General features: G+C 66.5%; 24 protein-coding genes and 2 pseudogenes. 14 read left to right on the top strand and 12 right to left on the bottom strand.

Annotated elements, in window-relative coordinates; translation table 11 throughout:
- Positions 1-23: 23 nt before the first annotated feature.
- The 6 genes from AC3DET_RS09840 to AC3DET_RS09815 form a co-directional block, all read right to left on the bottom strand.
- Positions 24-2,285, bottom strand: coding sequence for a thiamine pyrophosphate-dependent enzyme (locus AC3DET_RS09840; protein ID WP_488391480.1), 2,262 nt, complete (start codon positions 2,283-2,285; stop codon positions 24-26).
- Between the two features lie 8 nt (positions 2,286-2,293).
- Positions 2,294-2,950, bottom strand: coding sequence for a glutathione S-transferase family protein (locus AC3DET_RS09835; RefSeq protein WP_488391479.1), 657 nt, complete (start codon positions 2,948-2,950; stop codon positions 2,294-2,296).
- The gene (locus tag AC3DET_RS09830) at positions 2,940-3,425 is read right to left on the bottom strand and encodes a hypothetical protein (RefSeq protein ID WP_488391478.1); all 486 of its coding nucleotides are present in this window, start codon (positions 3,423-3,425) and stop codon (positions 2,940-2,942) included. Before AC3DET_RS09830 ends, AC3DET_RS09835 begins: the two co-directional genes overlap by 11 nt.
- Positions 3,425-3,976, bottom strand: coding sequence for a GNAT family N-acetyltransferase (locus tag AC3DET_RS09825; RefSeq protein ID WP_488391477.1), 552 nt, complete (start codon positions 3,974-3,976; stop codon positions 3,425-3,427). The genes AC3DET_RS09830 and AC3DET_RS09825 overlap by 1 nt, the downstream gene beginning before the upstream one ends.
- Before the next feature lie 93 nt (positions 3,977-4,069).
- Positions 4,070-5,233, bottom strand: a complete 1,164-nt coding sequence (locus tag AC3DET_RS09820; RefSeq protein WP_192201323.1) for an acyl-CoA dehydrogenase family protein — start codon at positions 5,231-5,233, stop codon at positions 4,070-4,072.
- A 145-nt stretch (positions 5,234-5,378) separates the two neighbouring features.
- Positions 5,379-6,194, bottom strand: a complete 816-nt coding sequence (locus tag AC3DET_RS09815; RefSeq protein WP_192202358.1) for a glycine zipper 2TM domain-containing protein — start codon at positions 6,192-6,194, stop codon at positions 5,379-5,381.
- A 173-nt stretch (positions 6,195-6,367) separates the two neighbouring features.
- Between AC3DET_RS09815 and AC3DET_RS09810 the strand changes: the two genes are divergently transcribed.
- Positions 6,368-6,586, top strand: a complete 219-nt coding sequence (locus tag AC3DET_RS09810; RefSeq protein WP_192201324.1) for a DUF6116 family protein — start codon at positions 6,368-6,370, stop codon at positions 6,584-6,586.
- Positions 6,586-7,368: a TatD family hydrolase gene (locus AC3DET_RS09805; protein WP_488391725.1), complete on the top strand. Its 783-nt coding sequence runs from the start codon at positions 6,586-6,588 to the stop codon at positions 7,366-7,368. The genes AC3DET_RS09810 and AC3DET_RS09805 overlap by 1 nt, the downstream gene beginning before the upstream one ends.
- Positions 7,369-7,372: 4 nt before the next feature.
- On the opposite strand, the gene AC3DET_RS09800 is transcribed toward AC3DET_RS09805, so the two are convergent.
- Complete coding sequence (locus AC3DET_RS09800) at positions 7,373-8,788, bottom strand: nuclear transport factor 2 family protein (protein ID WP_488391476.1); 1,416 nt, start codon at positions 8,786-8,788, stop codon at positions 7,373-7,375.
- Between the two features lie 106 nt (positions 8,789-8,894).
- On the bottom strand, positions 8,895-9,704 hold the full coding sequence (locus AC3DET_RS09795; RefSeq protein ID WP_488391475.1) for a tRNA threonylcarbamoyladenosine dehydratase: 810 nt from the start codon (positions 9,702-9,704) through the stop codon (positions 8,895-8,897).
- A 76-nt stretch (positions 9,705-9,780) separates the two neighbouring features.
- Here AC3DET_RS09795 and AC3DET_RS09790 point away from each other — a divergent pair, with 76 nt between their 5' ends.
- Complete coding sequence (locus AC3DET_RS09790; RefSeq protein ID WP_192201327.1) at positions 9,781-10,221, top strand: cytochrome c; 441 nt, start codon at positions 9,781-9,783, stop codon at positions 10,219-10,221.
- A gap of 141 nt (positions 10,222-10,362) precedes the next feature.
- The gene (locus tag AC3DET_RS09785; RefSeq protein ID WP_142124166.1) at positions 10,363-10,839 is read left to right on the top strand and encodes a glycine zipper 2TM domain-containing protein; all 477 of its coding nucleotides are present in this window, start codon (positions 10,363-10,365) and stop codon (positions 10,837-10,839) included.
- Positions 10,840-10,930: 91 nt separating this feature from the next.
- On the opposite strand, the gene AC3DET_RS09780 is transcribed toward AC3DET_RS09785, so the two are convergent.
- On the bottom strand, positions 10,931-11,140 hold the full coding sequence (locus AC3DET_RS09780) for a cold-shock protein (RefSeq protein WP_055944114.1): 210 nt from the start codon (positions 11,138-11,140) through the stop codon (positions 10,931-10,933).
- 229 nt (positions 11,141-11,369) lie between these two features.
- Here AC3DET_RS09780 and AC3DET_RS09775 point away from each other — a divergent pair, with 229 nt between their 5' ends.
- From AC3DET_RS09775 to AC3DET_RS09760, 4 genes are all read left to right on the top strand, one after another.
- Positions 11,370-11,855: a DUF456 domain-containing protein gene (locus AC3DET_RS09775; RefSeq protein ID WP_192201329.1), complete on the top strand. Its 486-nt coding sequence runs from the start codon at positions 11,370-11,372 to the stop codon at positions 11,853-11,855.
- 69 nt (positions 11,856-11,924) lie between these two features.
- Positions 11,925-13,112 carry a phospholipase A gene (locus tag AC3DET_RS09770; protein ID WP_488391474.1) on the top strand — a complete coding sequence of 396 codons (1,188 nt, stop codon included), beginning with the start codon at positions 11,925-11,927 and terminating at the stop codon, positions 13,110-13,112.
- Positions 13,112-13,531, top strand: coding sequence for an arsenate reductase (glutaredoxin) (arsC, locus tag AC3DET_RS09765; protein WP_488391473.1), 420 nt, complete (start codon positions 13,112-13,114; stop codon positions 13,529-13,531). The genes AC3DET_RS09770 and arsC overlap by 1 nt, the downstream gene beginning before the upstream one ends.
- A gap of 46 nt (positions 13,532-13,577) precedes the next feature.
- Complete coding sequence (locus AC3DET_RS09760; protein ID WP_337730925.1) at positions 13,578-14,687, top strand: sterol desaturase family protein; 1,110 nt, start codon at positions 13,578-13,580, stop codon at positions 14,685-14,687.
- 176 nt (positions 14,688-14,863) lie between these two features.
- On the opposite strand, the gene AC3DET_RS09755 is transcribed toward AC3DET_RS09760, so the two are convergent.
- From AC3DET_RS09755 to AC3DET_RS09745, 3 genes are all read right to left on the bottom strand, one after another.
- Complete coding sequence (locus AC3DET_RS09755) at positions 14,864-15,499, bottom strand: glutathione S-transferase family protein (protein ID WP_488391472.1); 636 nt, start codon at positions 15,497-15,499, stop codon at positions 14,864-14,866.
- Between the two features lie 20 nt (positions 15,500-15,519).
- Positions 15,520-15,870 carry a hypothetical protein gene (locus tag AC3DET_RS09750; RefSeq protein ID WP_488391471.1) on the bottom strand — a complete coding sequence of 117 codons (351 nt, stop codon included), beginning with the start codon at positions 15,868-15,870 and terminating at the stop codon, positions 15,520-15,522.
- Between the two features lie 79 nt (positions 15,871-15,949).
- A complete protein-coding gene (locus tag AC3DET_RS09745; protein ID WP_488391470.1) occupies positions 15,950-17,467 on the bottom strand; it encodes a fumarate hydratase in 1,518 nt (505 codons plus the stop codon).
- Between the two features lie 114 nt (positions 17,468-17,581).
- Here AC3DET_RS09745 and AC3DET_RS09740 point away from each other — a divergent pair, with 114 nt between their 5' ends.
- From AC3DET_RS09740 to AC3DET_RS09715, 6 genes and pseudogenes are all read left to right on the top strand, one after another.
- Positions 17,582-18,469: an RNA polymerase sigma-70 factor gene (locus AC3DET_RS09740; RefSeq protein WP_488391469.1), complete on the top strand. Its 888-nt coding sequence runs from the start codon at positions 17,582-17,584 to the stop codon at positions 18,467-18,469.
- Between the two features lie 37 nt (positions 18,470-18,506).
- Entirely contained in the window at positions 18,507-18,953 is a 447-nt protein-coding gene (locus tag AC3DET_RS09735) for a carboxymuconolactone decarboxylase family protein (protein WP_446538484.1), read from the top strand.
- A gap of 65 nt (positions 18,954-19,018) precedes the next feature.
- Positions 19,019-19,208, top strand: a pseudogene (locus tag AC3DET_RS09730) (trimeric intracellular cation channel family protein); the annotation flags it as partial.
- A 68-nt stretch (positions 19,209-19,276) separates the two neighbouring features.
- A pseudogene (locus tag AC3DET_RS09725) lies at positions 19,277-19,663 on the top strand (trimeric intracellular cation channel family protein); the annotation flags it as partial.
- A 108-nt stretch (positions 19,664-19,771) separates the two neighbouring features.
- Positions 19,772-20,857 carry a sensor histidine kinase gene (locus AC3DET_RS09720; RefSeq protein ID WP_337730931.1) on the top strand — a complete coding sequence of 362 codons (1,086 nt, stop codon included), beginning with the start codon at positions 19,772-19,774 and terminating at the stop codon, positions 20,855-20,857.
- Positions 20,858-20,861: 4 nt separating this feature from the next.
- Positions 20,862-21,710 (top strand): LytR/AlgR family response regulator transcription factor, encoded by an 849-nt coding sequence (locus tag AC3DET_RS09715; RefSeq protein ID WP_192201339.1) that lies wholly within the window; start codon positions 20,862-20,864, stop codon positions 21,708-21,710.
- The last annotated feature ends 203 nt before the right edge of the window (positions 21,711-21,913 follow it).

The raw sequence follows: 21,913 nt of genomic DNA, 5'->3' as shown, positions 1-21,913 counted from the left end.
ATCTCCAGGCGGGGCTGGCGACATCATGCCAGCCGGTCCGCCGCCGCGACGATGTCCTCGTCACCCGGGAGCACCAGGAATGCCGCGCCTGCCAGCGGCGTGTACGTATCCGCGCCGACCACGCGCTGGAACGGCCGCGCACCATGGCCCGCCTCCGCGATGGCGGTGATGACGCCTTCGCCCACTCCCGCCGCGTGGCGACCCTCGTCGACGACCAGGATGCGCCTGGCGGTCTTCGCCTGCGCCGCAATGAAGGATTCGTTGAGAGGCACCAGCCAGCGCAGATCGACCACGCGCACCTTCCAGCCGTGCTTGTTCTCGATGCTGCGTGCCGCGCGCAGGCTCATCGGCACGCCATTGCCGTAGGTGAAGATGACCAGATCGTCCGCATCCTCGCCATATACGCGGCCTTCGCCCAGCGGCATCGCCTCGTCCTGCGCCGGATACGGGAACAGCCATTGCCCGTCACCCGCCTCGTGCAAATCCTTCGTCATGTACAGCGCGATCGGCTCCAGGAACACGCTCACGCGTCCGTCCACCTTCGCCAGAGCGGTCAGCGTGCGCAGCATGGTGGCCGCATCGTCGCCGCGCGACGGACAACCGACGACCAGACCCGGGATGTCGCGCAACGCGGTGATCGAATTGTCGTTGTGGAAGTGGCCGCCGAAACCGCGCTGGTAACCCAGACCCGCGATCCGCACCACCATCGGATTGCGGTACTGGTCGTTGCTGAAGAACTGAAGGCTGGCCGCCTCGCCCCGGATCTGGTCGCAGGCGTTGTGGAAATACGCCAGGTACTGGATTTCCGGCAGAGGCAGCATGCCCATGTTGGCGTAGCCTTGCGCCAGGCCGAGGATCATCGTCTCGTCCAGCAGCGTGTTGAACACGCGACTGCCCTTGAACGCCTTCTGCAGCCCCTTCGTGACGGTATAGACGCCGCCCTTCTGCGCCACGTCCTCGCCGAACAGCAGTGCCTCGGGGTATTTGCAGAACAGGTCGTGCAGGGCGTTGTTGATCTGGATGGCCAGATGCCGTGGCGGCAGCTTCTCCGGCAGCTTGTCTTCGCTGCCGAAGGCAGCGACGCGCACGTCGTGAGGTGCGGCACGCGCGGCTTCCTTCGCCACCGCGTCGGGCGTACAGGGCGCCAGCGGCGCCATCACGTGCTCCAGCGTGGTGATGCGGGGACGGCCATCGGCATCCTCGGCGGCCGCAAAGCAGCGTTTGCGCGTGGTTTCGTACAGCCCCAGCAATGCCTCCTTCGAGAGCAGGCCGGATTCCAGGGCGATGGCCGCAGAACGCAGCAACGGATCGGTCGCCTCCACGGCGCACAGTTCCTCCAGCGGGCGCCATTCGATCTCGAAGTCGGTACCCGCATGACCCATGATGCGGGTCGTGCGCAGATGCAGAAATGTCGGCCGACGCGTGCGCCGGCAGTGATCCACCGCCGCCTGCACTTGCCCGTAGCCCGTCGCCAGGTCGAGGCCGTCGGCGTGGAAGTAGTCCAGGTCCTTGCGATCACGGAAATTGCGGCCGATCCAGCCATCCGGCGTCTTCACCGAAATGCCGATGCCGTTGTCCTCGCAGACGAACAGCACCGGCGCGGGCAGCTTCTGGTAGGCGGTCCACGCCGCCGCATTGAACGCGGTCTGCGCGGTGGCATGGTTGCTCGACGCGTCGCCGAAGGAGCAGATCGCGATGCTGTCGTCGGGAATCGGCAGTGCATGGCCGATGCGGCGCGCCTGCTCGATCGCCACCGCCGTGCCGAGCGCCTTGGGCAGGTGGGAGGCAATGGTCGAGGTCTGCGGCAACACCCACAACGGCTTGCTGCCCCAGACCTTGTGGCGGCCTCCTGACGCGGGATCTTCGGCGCTGGCGGCGAACGAGAGCGCGGAGTCCATCACCGGATCCATGCCCGGCAGCTTGCGGAAGCGCTCGGCCATGAAGCCGCCGCTGCGGTAGTGCAGGAAGGCAGGATCGGTATGGCGCGCCAGCCGCGCGACCATGGCGTTGCCTTCGTGGCCCGAACTTCCGATGGTGTAGAAGACCTTGTTCTGCACGCGCAGTACGCGCGCCATCAGGTCGAGGTGACGCGAGATCAACTGGGATTCCAGCAGCTCGATGAAGCCTTTCGCATCCAGCGCACTGCCCGGCAGGACGGCATCACCGGCAGCAGGCCTGTCGCCGACGTACCCCTTCCATTCCTTCACGAACTCGATGAAGTTCTGGTCGCAGATCTCGGCACGGTTGAGGCCCTTCATGCGGGCGGGAATGGGGTTTGCGGTCATGTGCTCGCTCAGGATCGGGAAGACGCCAGGCGCGCGGCGACATCGTCGCTCACGCCCGGCATGGGAACAAAACCCGGCGTGGCGTACACACGCGCCAGCCAGTCGGTGATGCGGGGATACGCGGCCAGGTCGAAGCCGCCGTCGTTCGCGCAATGGGTGTAGGCGAACAGTGCGATGTCGGCCACGCCGTACGCCGGACCGGTGAACCAGATCGCGGTCTCCAGGTGTCTTTCCATCACCGCCAACGCCTGAGCGCCCCGTTCGACCAGGCGGGGAAGGTCCGCGCGACGCGGTGAATCCAGCGGCGTCCAGCCACGGATGAAGCGCGCCACGGCAATGTAGGGCTCATGGCTGTACTGCTCGAAGAACAGCCAGCTCAGTGCCTGTGCCCGCTGCCAGGCAGCGTCGGGCAGGAAGGGGGTGCCTTCCGCCAGCCAGCACAGGATGGCATTCGACTCGACGAGGATGCCGCCATCGGCGCGCTCCAGCATCGGCACCTTGCCGTTCGGATTCCTGGCCAGGTACTCCGGCGTGCGCGTGCCGCCGTTGGCGCTGTCGACGTCGATCCACGCGTAGGACCGGCCCAGCTGTTCAAGCAACAGGCGGACCTTGTGGCAGTTGCCGGAGGTGGACATGCCATGGACGGTGATGGGATCAGGCGACATGCGGAGACTCCGGCAACGGGGGAATGCGGGCGGCCTTTGCGAGATCCTTGTCGCGACCGAACGCGAGCAGGATGCGGCGCTGTTCCCGCAGCGTCGGGATGCGCAAGGCATCGCCCGCGATGTCCAGGCGCACGTCTTCGTGCACCACCAGGGCCTGCCAGCCGGCGGCGGTCATGACTTCCAGCCCGCCCATTACTTCGACCGGCATCGGCAGATGCACGAAACGCGAGAAGGTGGAACGGAACCGCGTTCCATCCGCGGGACGATATTCCGCATCGGCATGGCCGCACCATGCTTGGCGCAGCCGCAGCGCATCCGCGCGGCTGCAGAGCACATCGATATCCTGCGGCGCGATGTCGTCAATGCCGGCAAGTACCATCGCGGTACTGCCGATGATCCACCAGGGATCGCGCAACGTCCGCGCCAGCTCCGGCAAGGCATGGTGCAGGCCTGCGTGCAGGGCGGAAGCCGGCATCACGATTGCGTGGCCCTGCGGGCTTTCCACTGCGCTCGCGTCTGGCCCCAGACCTCGACGGGCTTCTCGTGGTGCGGCTCGGGCAGGCGATCCATCCGCAGGTAGGTCGAACCGAGCTTGGCGGCCACCGTCCTGGAGTTGGCGTTGGCTGGATCGATGGTATGGATCACCTCGTCCCAGCCCAGATGATCGAACGCCCAATCGATGCTGGCCACGGCCGCTTCCGGCGCATAACCGCGACCCCAGGCTTCTCGCGCGATGCTCCAGCCGACCTCGGTGCCCGGCCATCCTTCCGGTTGCCACGGTCCTACCCTGCCAACCCAGCGACCCGTGGCCTTCTCGATCACCGAGAACATGCCGAATCCCTGCAGGTGCCAGCTCCCCAACGTCGCGGCGAGGCTGCGCCACGCGGGCGAGCGCGCCTGTATGCCGCCTATGAAACGCGTGGCTTCCTCATCGGCACCGAACGCCGCCCAGGCTTCGTAGTCGTCCCGCCGCGGCAGCCGCAACCACAGGCGGGGAGTTTCAAGCTGGAGATTGGAAAGGTCCATCGACGCCACACCATCCCACCAGAAAACCGGACACACTGAGCAGCGACACTCGACTTCCCTGCAGCCGCGCTCCTGCAATGGAAGCGGGCAGCGTCAGAACGCGTTGATGCCCGTCAGCTCGCGACCGATCACCAGCTGGTGCACGGTCTCCGTGCCCTCATAGGTGATCACCGATTCCAGGTTCAGCGCGTGACGGATGGCCGCGTGTTCGGTGGTAATACCGGCGCCGCCCAGCAGGTCGCGGCATTCGCGCGCGATGTCGATGGCCATGCGGCAGTTGTTCCACTTCGCCAGCGACACCTGCGAGGGCTGCATGGTGCCGGCGTCCTTCAGGCGGCCGAGTTGCAGCGACAGCAGCTGCGCGAGTGTGATGCGGCGTGCCATTTCGGCCATCTTGATCTGCGCGCTCTGCGTCGCTGCGACGGGACGGTCGAACAGGATGCGTTCCTTGGTATACCCCAACACTTCGTCGAGGCAGGCGATCGCCGCACCAATCGGACCCCAGGTGATGCCGTAGCGGGCCTGGGTCAGGCAGCCCAGCGGCCCCTTCAGGCCTTTTACATTGGGAAGGCGGCTGCTGTCGGGCAGGCGCACATTGTCGAAGAACAGCGCGCTGGTCACCGAGGCGCGCAGGCTCATCTTGTGCTTGATCTCCTGCGCGGTGAAGCCGGGCGTGCCCTTCTCGATCAGGAAGCCCTGGATGCCGTCATCGGTCTGCGCCCAGACGATGGCAATGTCGGCCAGGTTGCCGTTGGTGATCCACATCTTGGATCCGTTGATGACCCAGTCATCGCCATCACGGCGCGCGGTGGTCTTCATGTTGGCCGGATCGGAACCGCCGTGGGGTTCGGTCAGGCCGAAGCAACCGATGACCTTGCCCGCCGCCATGTCCGGCAGCCAGCGCTGGCGCTGCTCTTCGCTGCCATAGGCGTAGATGGGGTACATGCACAGCGAGGACTGCACGCTGACGAAGCTGCGGATGCCACTATCGCCGCGTTCCAGTTCCTGGCAGATCAGGCCATAGCTGACCGCGTTGAGCCCGGCGCAACCGTATTTCTCGGGCAGCGAAGAACCCAGCAGCCCGAGTTCGGCGATCTCGGGAACCAGTTCCTTCGGGAACCGGCCCTGGTCGAAGGCGTCGCCGATGATCGGCCGCACCCGTTCGTCGGTGAAGCGGGCCACCGCGTCCTGCACGGCACGCTCTTCTTCACTCAGGAGGGAACGGACATCGAACAGGTCGTACGGGTTCAGAGCCATCGTGCTTCAACCGGCGTCAGGTATTCACCGCATTGTATGCGTTGGCCCTTGAAGCCGGTAAGCGCCAGTCCGCACAGCAAAGGCCGGCGAAACGCCGGCCTTTGCGGGGTACCCCGTTGAAACGCAGGCCTGCCCGGCCTGCGTGTCAGCCCTTGTCGGGGGCGTCGACGCTGGCGGTCTGCGTGACCACCTGGCCATCGATCACCGGCAGGCGCTCACCCGGCTTCTGGTCCATCCGGATGGTCTTGTCCTGACCATCGAAACGGTAGGTCACGTCATAACCGATGACCTTGTCCGTCGTGCCCATCGCGATGCGCGTGCCCGGCTTGCTGTCCATGCGCATGGTACCGGTGGTGCCATCCGGATTGCGGTAGGTCACGTTGTAGCCGGTCACGCGCGAGGACTCGGAGGTCGCATTCTCGGTGTGGCACTGACGCTCCGTACGACTGACGACCTTGCCACCCACGTGGCGCTTGTCCACCTGGTTGCCGATCGCACCGCCCGCGACCGCGCCCGCCACGGTGGCGGCCTTCTTGCCGCTGCCGCTGCCCACCTGGTTGCCGAGCAAGCCACCGATCACCGCACCGGCGACCGTGCCGCCGACGTTGCCATCGCGCTCGGGCGCACGCTCCTGCACCACCACGTCCTCGCAGACTTCGCGCGGCGTACTGGTGGTCGTGGTCTCGCGTACGGGTTCGGTGCCGATCACCGTGGCGTACAGCTTCTCCGAACTGGTCACCGGATCGGCCTTGACCACGGTGGCGTACTGAAGCGTGCCCACCGGAATCTGGTTGTCGGTCGCGGCGGCGTCATCGGCGACCAGGGTGCCATCGGCGGCCGTCACCAGGCCATCCTGGCCGGTCGGGCTCTTGTCGCCACCCTTGAGGAAGGCCGCAGTGGCCACACCGCCCACCAGCAGCGCGCCGACGGCGACCAGAATGGTTGTTGTATTGCTCTTCATCGCTGCCTCCAGGTCGGGCCGTGCCCGATTCATATTGGTCATCATTGCACCATTGCCAACCTGAACACAGTCCCCGCTAATGCCCACGAAAACCAACGAAAAGTGAACGCTTCCACCACGCGCCGATCATGCTAGCGTGACGCCCGTTACACACGCCGAGAGCGATCACCGCCATGCCGAATCCCCTGTTGCTGCCTCTGCTCGAGTGGGCGCGAAAGCTGCGTTACCCCACCCTGTTCAAGATCACCGCCGCACTCTTCATGGTCACCCTGGTCCTGCCTGATCCCTTCCCGTTCGTGGATGAAATCCTGTTCGGCCTCGGTACCTTGCTGCTGGCCAACTGGAAGCGACGCAAGGATCCGCCGCCCACGATAGAGCCCTCGAAGCGCTGATCCAAATGCTGGTCGACAGCCACAGTCATTTCGACGCATCGGAATTCGACCCGGACCGTGACGCGGCGCTGGCGCGCGCGCGCGCGGCGGGCGTCGACCGGCAAGTCGTGCCTGCGGTGGCGGCGGCCAGCTGGCCCAGGCTGCGCGAGGTCTGTGCGCGCGATGGAGGGCTGTTTCCGGCTTATGGGCTCCACCCGATGTACCTGGCCGAGCACCAGCCCGCACATCTGGATGAACTGCGCCAGTGGATCGAGCGCGAACGCCCCGTGGCTGTCGGCGAATGCGGCCTGGATTTCTTCGTGGAAGGCCTGGATGCGGACGATCAGCAGCACTACTTCGACGGGCAGCTCCAGCTGGCGCGGGAGTTCGATCTGCCGGTGATCGTGCATGCGCGCCGCGCGGTCGATGCGGTGATCGCGTCATTCAAACGCGTGGGCGGCCTGCGGGGCGTGGTGCACAGCTTTTCAGGCAGTCCGGAACAGGCACGCCAGCTGTGGCACCTGGGTTTCCTGATCGGACTGGGCGGACCGGTCACCTACGAGCGCGCGAATCGCCTGCGTACGCTCGCCCGCTCGATGCCGCTCGATTTCCTGCTGCTGGAAACGGATGCGCCGGACCAGCCCGATGCCGGCATCCGCGGGCAGCGCAACGAACCCGCGCGACTGGCGGTAGTCCGCGACGTCATTGCCGGACTGCGTGATATCGCGCCCGAGGAACTTGCGCGCGCCACCACGCAGAACGCCGAGCGTTTGTTCGGCCTGCCCGCTGTCGTCCGCGACTGAGCTTTCAGCGCACGGCCCGGGCGGGATCGGCCGCCGGGGCGGGAGTTGTTGCGTGATAGGCCTTGACCGCGATCTTCCACGTATCGCCGTAACGCAGCAGCGTCATGTGGTCCAAGGCCTTCATGTCCGGATAGTCCAGTTCGATCACGGCGGTCGCGACGTCACCTGTCACCGTGATCTGGCGGATCCAGCGTTTGCGCATGCCTTCGTCCGCTGGCGCGCGGCCACTGGAAGAGGCCTTGATATAGTCCTGCGCCGGCCAGTGCCGATACTGACCATCCTTGTATCCCACCAGCACGGCCTCGTCGGCAAATGCCCGCTGGAAGTGCCGGCGCTGGCCGGTGGCATGGCCATCCAGATAGGCCTGCAGCGGCAGCCGCACCGCAGCCACATTGTCGCCGCTGGCGATGCCTACATTGTCCGCACCGACCGCCACGACCACCTTGCCGCGGGTGGAACCTGTGCGATTGTGCTGCTGAGCCTGGGCGATCTGGTCCAGCGGATACAGACTATCGACATGGACACCCAAACGGCCTGCCGCAATCAACGGCGCCATTCCGTTCGGCCCTGTCTGCACATCCCACGGCGGCGTCGCGGGACAGACGACGCGACCCGGCACGCACAGCGCAGCGGGCACCTGGCCGACCAGCGTGACCAGCCTCCCTCCCTCGCGCAGCACCCGGGGTGAGCGCGCCAGCGTATCGCCCCCCACGGTGTCGACCACGATGTCGATATCGTGCACCACATCCTCGAAGCGGACGTTGCGATAGTCGATCACATCATCCGCCCCCAGCGTGCGCAGATAATCGTGATTGCGCGCAGATGCGGTCGCGATGACATATGCTCCGCGCGCCTTGGCCAGTTGCACGACCATCGAGCCCACGCCGCCGGCGCCGCCGTGCACCAGCACCCGCTCGCCGGGCCGGACATCTGCGGCGGCGACCAGATAGCGCCACGCGGCGACCGCCACGGTCGGGTACGCGGCGGCCTCCTGCATCGTGAAAGCCGGCGGCGCCGGCACGATGGACGCGACCGGTGCCGACACGTATTCCGCGTAACTGCCGGAACGCTCGCGCGGATCCACGATGCCGGCGACGCGATCACCGCAGGCGAAGGCGGTCACGCCCGGCGCGACCGCCACCACCTCCCCCGCGAAATCGCCACCCGGCGTAGCCGGAAACGGCAGCCGACCCGCTTCCTGCAGTTTCCAGTCGACGGGATTGATGCTCGCGTAGTGCACGCGCACCAGCACATCCCCTGCCTGCAGTACGGGGACAGGCACGCGCTCCACGCGCAACGATTCGGGACCGCCGGCCGCATGGATGCGCGCAGCGCGCATCGCGTCGGGAACGACCGGACAGGCATGGGCGGCTGCGGCGAAAAGCGGCAGCCCGATCAGCAGCAGGGCACGGATATGCATGGCCGATGTGGTAACGGAAGGGCCGCACTATCCCTCTGCCCCATTGTCCTGCACAGGGGGCGTGCGCCGAAGCGCCGCGCCCATGCGCCAAGGCGAGTCACGTGACTCAGTCGCTACCGGGCATGACCTTGCGCGGCTTGGCCAGCAGCTCCAGCGCCTTGCCCACCATCGCGAACGCGAACGCACCGGTGATGTGGGTGGCGGCCCCCAGGCCCACGCCGCAGTCCAGCTTGAGCGCGGCATCCGCGCCCAGTTGAGGGCGCAGGCCGCAGACGGAGCCGTCGGCCTGCGGATACTTGACGTTCTCCAGCGAATACACCGCCTGCACGCCGAAGTAGCGATCGCGGTTCTTCGGGAAGTTGAACTCCGCACGGAGCTTCTTGCGCACGAGTGCGAGCAGCGCATCGTGTTCGGTACGCGACAGGTCGCGCAGACGGATCTGGGTGGGATCGGTACGCCCGCCCGCCGATCCGGAAACCACGATGGGCAGCTTGCGGCGGCGGCACCACGCGATCATCTCCACCTTCACCCGGAAACTGTCGCAGGCGTCGAGCACCAGATCGAACCCCCGGTCCAGCAATTCGGCCATGTTGGACGCGGTCAGGAACTGCGGCACGACGTCCACGTCGACCAGCGGATTGATCGCGCGGCAGCGTTCCGCCATCGCCTCGGCCTTGTTGCGACCGTACTGGCCCTCCAATGCAGGCAACTGCCGGTTGGTGTTCGACACGCAGATGTCGTCCGCGTCGATCAACGTCAGATGACCCACGCCCGAGCGCGCCAGCGCTTCCACCACCCACGAGCCCACGCCGCCCATGCCGACCACCGCCACGCGCGCAGCGGCATGGCGCGTCACTGCCCCCACGCCGTACAGGCGGTCGATGCCGCCGAAGCGGTCCTTGAGTTCTTTCTTCATGTCGCTAGTTTAAAGCGTGGCGCGAACCGTGACGCGCGTCGTACCATCGCGGCGTCAACCACATGGAGCCCGCCGCATGGCCAGCCAGCCCGAGATCAAGAAGCCTTCCGCCGCCTCACGTTACCTGTTCCTGTTCCTGATCGGCCTGGTGGTGGGCGCCGTCTGCACGGTGATGGCCATGCGAGCGTTGCAGGCACGACAGGATCCATTCCCGCACGCGGTGATGCACGTGATGGCCAAGCACTCCGGGCAGTTGTCGGACAAGGTGAAGCAGAATCGTTGCGCCGCGACCGACACGATTCCGCACGTACGCACGCTGCGGGCGATCGCCAACGACCTGGAGGTCGCTTTCCCGGACCTGGCCGACGACTCGCGCTTCAAGACCCACACCAGCCAGTTCCGGGCAGACCTCGACGCCGCCCTGAGTGCACCGCCGACCGATTGCGTCGCCGCCGGCGCAGTGGTGGAGAAGATCGGTACGGATTGCAAGGCGTGCCACCAGGACTTCCGCGGCTGACCGACGGCCGGCGTCTGAATCGCAACTGACATCCGGGCCGCTCATGCGGCCCGATTCTCATCATGTTCACGCGTTGCTGTGGAGCATGGTCATCGAACGGTTCCATCACCACGCGGGGCCGGCCATCCACAGGAGATTCCCATGAACATGCGCCTGCTCGTCATAGGCTTGACCGCCACCGTCGCGCTCGCCGGCTGCGCCAGCACTTCGCCGGGCTATGGCAGCGGTTATGGTGGCGGCTACAGCAACACGGCCCCCGCCAACCGGTACTGCGCGGATTGCGGCATCGTCGAACGCATCGATGTCGTGTCGTCGGGCCGCAGCGCACCGTCCGCTACCGGCGCGGTACTGGGCGGTATCGTCGGTGCGGTCGCCGGCCGCCAGATTTCCGATCGCACCGGCGGTAGCGAAGGCAACAAGAATGTGTCCACCGTGGCGGGCGCCGTCGCGGGCGCGGCCGCAGGCAACGCCATCCAGAACCGCACCACCGGCGAAACCTACAACGTGACCGTGCGGATGGATGACGGTCGCCGCGTGACCATCAGCCAGCGCGACCTGGGCGGCATCCGCGAGAACACGTACGTGCGTATCCAGAACGGTCGCGTGGTGCTGCGCTGATCGCGACCCCGACCCAAGGCAAAGAAAAAGCCCGGCATCAGCCGGGCTTTTTCTTGCGGAGCACGCGCCGAGGCGCGGTTCGGCGGTCAGGTCAGACGGGCTGCACGGCGTCCGCCTGCAGGCCCTTCTGGCCCTGCACGACGGTGAAGCTGACCTTCTGTCCTTCCTTCAGGCTCTTGAAGCCCTGGGTCTGGATGGCGCGGAAGTGCACGAACACGTCTTCGCCATTCTCGCGGCTGATGAAGCCGAAGCCCTTGGCATCGTTGAACCATTTCACGGTTCCGGTTTCACGATCAGACATCTACTTGCTCCTTGAAACGGGTGGTGGATACGCCTGCTGGGCGGCTGGTTGCAAGGAGGAAGCGAGGTACAAGGATGCAGCGGATCATGGATCTACCCCATCAGGCCACGATTCACGGTGACCTTGGCAACGGCAGCGGCCGCACAGTAACCCGGCATTTGGCAAAATGCAAACGCTTGAACGAGAAAGTCAACCCCCTTCCAACCCCTTGATTCACTAGGAGAATTGTTTGGATATCCAGATGCTCTACTACGCCCTGGCCGTGGTGCTGATCCTGGTGGGCATCGCGGGGGTGATCCTGCCCGCCCTGCCCGGCCTGCCCCTGGTCTTCGGCGGCATGCTGCTGGCTGCCTGGGCAGGCGATTTCCAGCAGATCGGCTGGGTCACGCTGGTGGTGCTGGGCCTGCTGACCGCGCTGTCCTTTGCGGTCGACATCTTCTCCACCGCGATCGGCGCCCAACGTGTCGGCGCCAGTCGCAAGGCATTGCTGGGAACCGTGCTGGGCACGTTTGCCGGCCTGTTCTTCATGCCTATCGGCCTGCTTGCAGGCCCCTTCGTCGGCGCGCTGCTGGGCGAACTGTGGCATGGCCGTGAATTCCGCCAGGCTACCAAGGTGGGCCTGGGCACCTGGCTGGGCATCCTCCTGGGCGTGGTGCTCAAGCTGGGTCTGGCATTCGCCATGCTGGGGCTGTTCGTGTTCGCCTGGATCTTCTGAAGGCCGCATCGTACGTGTCATCCACGCCGGCTGGCAGAATGTCGCCGCCCCCACCCTTCGAGTCCCTGCATGACGCACCCCACCCGTCTTCTGCCCCTGGTAATCGGAGTTACCTTTGCGCTGACCGCGCAAGCCCAGGACGGCTCCCATGCCGGCACGTCCGCCGAGGCCTGCTTCTCGCTCGAGAACGACGCTGCACGCCTGGCGTGCTATGACGCTGCGCTCGGTCGCACCGCGGCCGACACCCGCCAGGCCGACGAACAGGCGCTGGCTGCCAGGGAAGCCGAAATCCAGGCGCGTGCGCAGGCCCGTGCCGAAGCCAAGGCCGCCGCCGACATGGAGACCGGCCAGGATCTGCCCCTGAGCCAGCGCACACGCCGCCGCCTGGGCGCATGGTTCCGCACGGACGATCCGGCCGACGCCGACCTGATCGCCAATGCGGGTCGCGGCTCGCTGCTGGACAGCCGCTGGGAACTGGCCAAGGACTCCAAGCTGGGTGTTTTCCAGCTGCGCGCCTACAAGCCCATGTACCTGCTGCCCGCGTTCTGGACCAGCCAGGTCAACGAGACGCCCTCCTCTCCCAACCCGGACAACACGGTCACCGAACCGCAGGACCTGCAGGACATCGAGGCGAAGTTCCAGCTGAGCTTCAAGACCAAGTTCGCGGAAAACCTGTTCGGCGACAACGGCGACATCTGGGGCGCCTATACCCAGAGCTCGCGTTGGCAGGTCTACAACGGCGACGAGTCGCGCCCGTTCCGCGAGACCAACTATGAGCCTGAAGTGATGCTGGTGTTCCGCAATAACTACAGCATCGCCGGCTGGAAAGGCCGCATGGCCGGGATTGCGCTCAACCATCAGTCCAACGGGCGCAGTGATCCGCTGTCGCGCAGTTGGAACCGCGTCGTCGCCACCATCGGCCTGGACCGCGAGAACTGGGCGCTGGTGCTGCGGCCGTGGTACCGCGTGCCGGACGGCAACGACGACGACAACCCCGACATCGAGAACTACATCGGCCGTGGCGATGCGATGCTCACCTATGCGCGCAACGGCCATGTGTTCACGGTGCTGGGCCGGCATTCCCTGCGCGGCGGCGACGACTCGCATGGTGCCCTGCAGGTGGACTACGGGTTCCCGATCAACCGGAGCTTCCGTGCGCACGTGCAGCTGTTCCATGGCTACGGCGAGAGCCTGATCGACTACAACCACAAGGCCACCTACGTGGGCCTGGGCATTTCGCTGCTGGACTGGTACTGATGGACAACGTGACGATCTACCACAACCCCGCCTGCGGCACGTCGCGCAACACCCTTGGACTGATCCGCAATGCCGGCATCGAGCCGCAGATCATCGAGTACCTGCGGACCCCGCCGGATCGCGCCACCCTGCTGTCGCTGATCGCCGCGATGCAGGTACCGGTCCGCGACGTGGTGCGCGCCAAGGAACCCCTGTACGCGGACCTCGGCCTGGCGGAGGCCGGCGACGACACGCTCCTTGACGCGATGCTGGCCCATCCGGTGCTCATCAACCGGCCGATCGTGGCCACGTCGAGGGGAACCGCGCTCTGCCGGCCATCGGAGCGTGTGCTGGACATCCTCCCGCGGCCGCAACAGGGCGCCTTCGCGAAGGAGGATGGAGAACGTGTGGTGGATGCGGCCGGAAATCGCATCGTCTGACGTAAAATCGGGCGCAGGAAGCCACTCGACCTGCCAAGGAAGCACCATGCCCCGCCCGCGCCGTTCGTTCTTCGCCTACGCCTCCGCCCTGCTCGGGCTGCTCAGCCTGATGGCGGTGCTCTGCTTCCACCATCCCGAACTGCTGACCAGCAGGGAATTCCGCGCGGTCTACAACGAGCAGTTCGCGCGCCACCTGTTGCTGGTCGGCCTGGCAGCGGCCTTCGGCATGGGCACGCTGGCCATCCTGCGCGACCGCAACAAGCGCATCGCTCTGGTCGGCGTGGGTGGCGCCACGCTCGCCGTGCTGCTCGGCGGCACCAACGTGCAGTTCGATGCCATCGGCAAGACCCCGTACTCGCTGGGACTGGACTGGTTCGTGATCTCGCTGTTCTTCTCGGCGCTGGTGTTCGTGCCGCTGGAGCACTACCTGGGCAAGCGCCGTATCTCGCCGTTGCGACCCGGCTGGCGCACGGACGTGGGCTACTTCTTCATGAGCCACGTGCTGGTGCAGTTCATCCTGATCCTGGTGACGGCATCCACCTCGACCATCGCCGGGCTGGCGGCCTTCCCGGTACTGAAGGACGCCATCCAGTCGTTGCCCGTGTGGGCGCAGTTCCTGATCGCGGTGTTCGTGGCCGACCTGGCCCAGGCGCTGCTGCACCGTGCGTACCACAACATCCCGTGGCTCTGGCGCTTCCATGCCGTCCATCATTCCAGCCGCGAGATGGACTGGCTGGCAGGTTCGCGCATCCACTTCGTCGAGATCGTCCTGACCCGCAGCGCGGTGCTGCTGCCACTGCTGATCCTCGGCTTCTCGGCACCGGCGGTGAACGCCTACGTGATCCTGGTCGGCCTGCAAGCCGTGCTGGCACATGCCAACCTCGGCATCCGGTTCGGCGTGCTGGAGTATCTGCTGGTGCTGCCGCGCTACCACCACTGGCACCACGCGCGGCACAAGGACTACCTGGACGTGAACTACGCCATCCACCTGCCGCTGGTGGACATGCTGATGGGCACGTTCAAGCTGCCGCCGAAGCAGGAAGACTGGCCCGAGGAGTACGGCGTGATGAAACTGGAGACGGTGCCGCGCGGCATCCTGCGCCAGCACCTCATGCCGTTCCAGGGCGGACGGAAGTTCGACGAGTACGTGGACTGAGTGTCCGCTGTTGCCTGCTGTAGGAGCGACGTAAGTCGCGACCGCGCGCCACGACGGGCAGGAACGCTGCTCCAAGCGATGTATCCGAGGCGCGCCCCATTCGTGGCCACGGCTTCACGCTACTTCCCGATCCACGGTCGCGACTTACGTCGCTCCTACATTGGATCAGGTGCCGGTCACGTCCAGTCGGTCAGCCCTTCCCGTGCATAGACTTCCCTGAAGCTCGGCAGCGCTTTCATGCGCTGCGCGTAGGCGTGCAGCACCGGCCAGGTGTCGGTTGGCTTTGGCATGTTGCGCGACCAGCGCATCAGCATGGTCAGCAGGAAGTCGGCCGCGCTGCGCTGTGCACCCAGCAGGTAGGGGCCGTGGGCCTCCAGATGGTCCGCGACCTGTCCCCATGCCTTTTCCAGCTTCGCCCGGGCGTGATCCTGCGTGGCCTGGATGTTGGCCTCGCCTGCGATCTCATCCGAGTAGAACCACGCGCGGTACGCCGGCATCAGCGTATTGGCGCAGAACAGCATCCAGCGGTAGTACTGCGCGCGCTGCATGCTGGCGATCGCCGGCGCGAGCTCCGCGCGCGGGTGCGTGTCGGCGAGATGCATCAGGATCGCAGCGGTCTCGGTGATCACCTGCCCGTCCATCACCAGCGTGGGGACCACGCCGGCGGGATTGAGCTTCAGGTAGTCGTCGGATTTCTGGTCGCGCTTGTCGAAGTCCAGCTCATGAAGCTCATGCGGGATGCCCAGCTCGATCAGCAGCCAGTGCACGACCAGGCTGGCGGTGCTGCGGGAGTAGTAGAGCGTCGTCGACATATGGGCCGCCTGGTCGCGATCTAAAAGGGAATTGGTGCCGGTGCAGCCATGGCGATGCGCACTGGCGTAGCGCAGTGAGGGCAGGCTTGATCGAGTTGGAAAGCATCCAACCCCGCCAAGGCATGACCACACTGCACACAATGAAATCCAGGGTCGACACGTACGCGCACGCCAGCGGGCACGTACATCACCCCGCGCTCATCGGATTCGACCACCCACCATTGGCGCTTGATGTCATAACGCACAACGCCATGGATTTCGAGATCCTCAACGTCGTCTGATTCGTCGTAGGCCACCAATTCGAGTCCCTCCCTGAGGACGACGCCCGCATTGGAAAGATCCCGCAGCGAACCATAGGTATCCAGGACCACCGCGACGCGCCCCTGCGCTGGCCCACGAACCAAACCATTGAAGTCAGCGTAGATCCGGAGCGGATTCGCAGGCACTGGATCAGGCCACCACCACCGGAATCTTGCCTATGCGCGCCTGCCATTCCTTCGGGCCGGTCTGGTGCACCGAGGTGCCCTGCGAATCGACGGCCACCGTTACCGGCATGTCCTGCACGGTGAATTCATAGATGGCTTCCATGCCGAGGTCGGCGAAGCCGACGACCTTGGCCGCCTTGATCGCCTTCGAAACGAGGTACGCCGCGCCGCCGACCGCCATCAGGTAGGCCGACTGGTGCTTCTTGATCGCCTCGATCGCCGCCGGGCCGCGCTCGGCCTTGCCGACCATGCCCAGCAGGCCGGTCTGCGCCAGCACCTGTTCGGTGAACTTGTCCATGCGGGTGGCGGTGGTCGGGCCGGCCGGGCCGACGACCTCGTCGCGCACCGGATCGACCGGGCCGACGTAGTAGATGAAGCGTCCCTTCAGATCGACCGGCAGGGCCTCGCCCTTGTTGAGCATGTCGACCATGCGCTTGTGCGCGGCATCGCGGCCGGTCAGCAGCTTGCCGTTGAGCAGCAGCACTTCGCCGGGCTTCCAACTGGCCACGTCCTCGCGGGTCAGCGTGTCGAGATCGACGCGACGGCCCTTGGAAGCGTCGTAGGTCAGTTCCGGCCAGTCTTCCAGCGAGGGCGGGTCCAGCATCACCGGGCCGCTGCCATCGAGCGTGAGATGCGCGTGGCGGGTGGCGGCGCAGTTCGGGATGAGCGCGATCGGCAGATTGGCCGCGTGGGTCGGGTAGTCCTTGACCTTGATGTCGAGCACGGTGGTCAGACCGCCCAGGCCCTGCGCGCCGATGCCCAGCGCGTTGACCTTCTCGTACAGTTCCAGCCGAAGTTCTTCGGCGCGGTTGGATGCGCCGCGCGCCTGCAGGTCGGTGATGTCGATCGGCTCCATCAGCGATTCCTTCGCCAGCAGCATCGCCTTCTCGGCGGTGCCGCCGATGCCGATGCCGAGCATGCCCGGCGGGCACCAGCCGGCGCCCATCGTCGGCACGGTCTTCAGCACCCAGTCGACGATGGAATCGGACGGATTGAGCATCGCGAACTTCGACTTCGCCTCCGAACCGCCACCCTTCGCGGCGACGATCACATCGACCGTGTTGCCCGGCACGACCTTGACGTTGACCACGCCCGGCGTGTTGTCCTTGGTGTTGGTGCGCTTGCCGGCCGGGTCGGCCAGCACGCTGGCGCGCAGCTTGTTGTCGGGATGGTTGTAGGCGCGGCGCACGCCTTCGTGGACCATGTCCTCCACACCCATCGTGGCGTCGTCCCAGCGCACGTCCATGCCGATCTCGAGGAACACGGTGACGATGCCGGTGTCCTGGCAGATCGGGCGGTGGCCCTCGGCGCACATGCGCGAGTTGATCAGGATCTGCGCGATGGCGTCCTTCGCGGCCGGCGACTCTTCGCGCTCGTAGGCGGCGGCGAGGTTCTTGATGTAGTCGACCGGGTGGTAATAGCTGATGTACTGCAGGCCATCGGCGATGGACTGGATGAGGTCTTCTTGCTTGATCGAGGTCATGGGAGCGGAATGCCGGGGCTGCCGGTGGGGTCGCGGGCGGAAGCGGCCATTTTAGGCCAAAGTGATACCCCGGCTGGCTGTCACGCGCCGGCGCCCTCGCCCGTCTTTCGTCGCATGAACGCCGAAACCACCTTCGAAACCCACCGCTCCCGCCTGTTCGGGCTCTCCTACCGGCTGCTGGGCAGCCGCAGCGACGCCGAGGACGTGGTCCAGGACACCTGGCTGCGCTGGCAGCAGGCGGACAAGACCGGAATCCGCGACCCCGAGGCCTGGCTGGTCACCGCAGCCGCCCGGCTGGGCATCGACCGGCTGCGCGCCGCTCGGGTGCAGCGCGAGCATTACACCGGCCCCTGGCTGCCCGCCCCGTCGGAGATCGACGAATCCCCGACCCCCGAGCATTCGGCCGAGGTCGCCGAGCAGGTTTCGCTGGCCTTCCTCGCCGTACTGGAACGGCTGGGCCCGGAGGAGCGCGCGGCCTTCCTGCTGAAGGAGGCCTTCGACTACGACTACGCGCAGATCGCGCCGCTGCTGGGCCAGAGCGAGGCGAATTGCCGGCAGATGGTCCATCGCGCCCGCGAGCGCGTGCAGGCCGGTCGTCCCCGCTTCGATGTGGCGCCCGAACACCATCGCCATCTGCTGGAGCGTTTCATGCGCGCGGCGCAGCGCGGCGACCAGCCCGCGATCACCGCCCTGTTGAGCGAAGACGCGCGCCTGGTGTCCGATGGCGGCGGCAAGGCGGTGGCCGTGATCCGTCCGCTGCTGGGGGCGGCGCGCATCGCGCGGTTGTTCTGGGCGGTCTACCGGCGGCACGATCCAGCCATCGCGTGGCGGATGGGCACGGTCAATGGCGAACCCGCCATCCTGCGCTACCGCGACGGCGCGCTGGCAGCGGTGATGGTGGCCGTGAGCGATGGCGAACGCATCAGCGAGCTGTTCACCGTCGCCAATCCGGACAAGTTGGGCACGGCTGTCACGGCGAAGGACGGTGGCGCGTCCTGGTAGTGAAGGCGGCCACCGTGGCCGTCACGGAAGCACTGCCATGACCAAGAAGTTCCATCGCGTCGAGTATCCCAAGCACGTTCCCGAGGCGTTCCGCGGCCTCTACGCCGCAAGCACCGCGCTCCACAACGGTGCGCTGGGCAAGGAGTTCCTCGAACTCATCTTCCTTCGCGTCTCGCAGATCAACGGCTGTGCGTTCTGCCTGGACATGCATGCCAGCGCGTTGCGCAAGGCGGGCGTGGAGCCACGCAAGATCGACACCGTCGCCGGCTGGCGCGACAGCCGCTTCTTCGATGCCCGCGAAAGCGCGGCGCTGGCGTGGGCCGAGCAGTTGACCACCCTGCCGACGGGCGCCCCCGCCGAGGCCACGTACGAGGCATTGAAGGAGCACTTCGACGAGCACGGCATCGCCGAGCTGACCATGGCCGTGGCCACCATCAACGCCTGGAACCGGCTGGGCGTGGGCATGCAGCCGATCCTGCCCTGATCCGACGTGGCGTCGCGGGGCGGTGCATGCTCGCCCCGCACGCACCACGGCGGCACAATGGCGGCATGGAAGCCCTGGTCCTCATCCTCGATCTGGTCGGCACCTTCGTGTTCGCGCTGAGTGGCGCGACCATGGGGGTGCGCCGTCGCCTGGACATCTTCGGCGTGCTGGTGCTGTCCTTCGCGGCCGCCACCGCCGGCGGCATCATGCGCGACCTGCTGATCGGCGCCACGCCACCGGCCGCGCTCAGCGACTGGCGCTATCCGGTGACCTCGCTGGCAGCCGGCATCGTGACCTTCTTCCGCGCACCGCTGATCGAGAAACTCCACCATCCCGTACGCATGTTCGACGCGATGGGGCTGGCGCTGTTTGCCGTGGCTGGCACCCAGAAGGCGCTGGAATACGGCCTGTCCCCGCCCATGGCGGCGGCGATGGGCATGCTGACCGGCATCGGCGGCGGCATCCTGCGTGACCTGCTGCTGGCGCAGGTGCCGCTGGTGCTGCAGGCCGAGTTGTACGCGGTGGCCGCGCTGGCCGGCGCGCTCATCGTGGCAACGGGGCACTGGCTCGCCCTGCCTGCGGTGCCCTGCGCCCTCGTCGGCGCCGGGCTGTGCTTCGGCCTGCGCATGATGGCGGTGACCTATGGCTGGCACCTGCCGGTGGCGCTGCAGTCCGGTGGCGATGGCGAGCCGCCCGGTCCGCTGAAGTAGCCCAACGCCGGCCGCCTTGCGCCCAAGCGTGGCCCGGCGCCGACGAACCGTGCGGACCGCCGCGCCCGGTGGCGTTAGCATGGCGCCACCTGCGTCCTGATCGACACCATGGCCATCGCCACCTCCCATCCGCTGGACCTGCCCCGCCAGCGCGTCTTCTGGCTTCTGCACCTGTCGGGCTGGGGCGCCTACTTCGCGCAGGGCTGCCTGTATGCCGTCGCCCACGGCAAGCCGTCCGGCTACTGGGTGGTGCCCGCGACCGCCGCCACCATGGGCGCACTGGTCACGCTGGGCCTGCGCTTCCTGCTGAGGACCTACTGGAGCCTGCCGCCCCGCCAGCTGCTGGCATTGATGATTCCGGTGGTCCTGGCCAGCTCGGCGTTGATCGATTTCGTCACCCGTGAAGTCCTGGTCGACTTCTGCGAGACCTGCAAGCCGACCACCCGCCTGGAGTTCATCGCCTATTCGCTCGGCTACATCTATGTGGTGCTGGCGTGGGTCGGCGCGTACATGGGCATCAAGTACTACCAGCAACTGCAGGGCGAAACCGAGCGCACGCTGGCCGCACGCAGCATGGCGCACCAGGCGCAGTTGAAAATGCTGCGCTACCAGCTCAACCCGCACTTCCTGTTCAACACGCTCAACGCGATCTCCACGCTGATCCTGGACCGCGACAATGCCACCGCCAACCGCATGGTGCAGGGCCTGTCGTCGTTCCTCCGGCACTCGCTGGACAACGACCCGATGCAGCGCGTCACGCTGCGTCAGGAACTCGATGCGCTGACGCTGTACCTGGACATCGAGAAAATCCGCTTCGCCGAACGGTTGCGCATCGAGACCGATATCGACGAGGACTGTTGGCGTGCGCTGCTGCCCAGCCTGTTGCTGCAACCGCTGGTGGAGAACGCCATCAAGTACGCCGTGGCCAAGCAGGTCGCAGGTGGCCTGTTGCGCATCGAAGCCGAGCGGGACGGCGCGCAACTGGTGCTGCGCGTCACCGATGACGGGCCCGGCTGCGGGAGCCTGGAAGGCGACGAATTGCCGCCCGGCAAGGGCGTGGGCCTGCGCAATACGCGCGAACGCCTGAGCGTGCTGTACGGCGGGTCCGGTGGCTTCTCCGTACGCAACCTGGAGCGCGGCATCGAAGTCACCCTGCGCCTGCCGTTCGAAACCTCGCAGACGCTGGCGGACTGAGCCGATGGACCACGCCACCTCACTGCCCCGCCCGGCACGATTGCGCGCCTTCATCGTCGACGACGAACCACTAGCGCGGCGCGGGCTGGAAATCCGCCTGGCCGCGCATGCCGACATCGACATCGTCGGCCAGTATGGCGATGGCGCATCGGCCATCGCCGGTCTGCGCGAACACCGACCGGACCTGGTGTTCCTCGATGTGCAGATGCCGGGGATGGACGGCTTCCAGACACTGCGCGCGATTCCCGCCAGCGAGATGCCGCTGGTGGTGTTCGTCACCGCCTACGACCATTACGCCATCCGTGCCTTCGAGGCCTCCGCCACCGACTATCTGCTCAAGCCTGTGGACGATTCACGGCTGGCGCAGGCCCTGTCGCGCGTGCGCCAGGCGCGCGCGCAGCGCGAGGCCAGCGGCCATTGCGCCACCCTGCTCGGCCTGTTGGGCGAACTGAGCGGCCGTCCCCCCCTGCACCTGGACGACGCCCTCAAGCCCGATGCGCTGGATCTGCTGCGGCGCGAGGAAAAGCTCGCGATCCGCGATGGCGGCCGCACCGTGCGCGTGGACCTGCACAGCATCCGCTGGATCGATGCCGCGGGCGACTACATGTGCATCCACGTGGATGGCGAAGGCCAGACCGGCACGACCCTGATCCTGCGCGCCACCATGCGCGAGCTCGAGAAGCAGCTGGATCCGCAGCGTTTCCCGCGCATCCACCGCTCCACCATCGTCAACGCGCGCCGGGTGGTGGAGATGCGGCCGCATACCAACGGGGAAAGCTTCCTGCGGCTGGACTGCGGCCAGGAACTGAAACTGTCGCGCAGCCATCGCGACAAGCTGGCGGTGTTGCTGTAACCCGTTCTTCTGCAGGAGCGACGTGAGTCGCGACCGCACGGCTGCCATTGCCGTGGCACATGAAGCGCGCGAATCGATCTCGACATGCCGACATCGCGCCCTCTGTCGAGGCGCGGCGAAATCCGACGCGTGCGGTCGCGACTCACGTCACTCCTACATCAGTGCCAACCCGGCGTAACGCGGATTCTCGATCTTCGGTTCAT

The sequence above is a fragment of the Pseudoxanthomonas sp. 97-1-1 genome (assembly GCF_057773125.1).
Note: the sequence above shows the minus strand (reverse complement) of the source record. Positions and strands in the feature narration are given on the sequence as shown.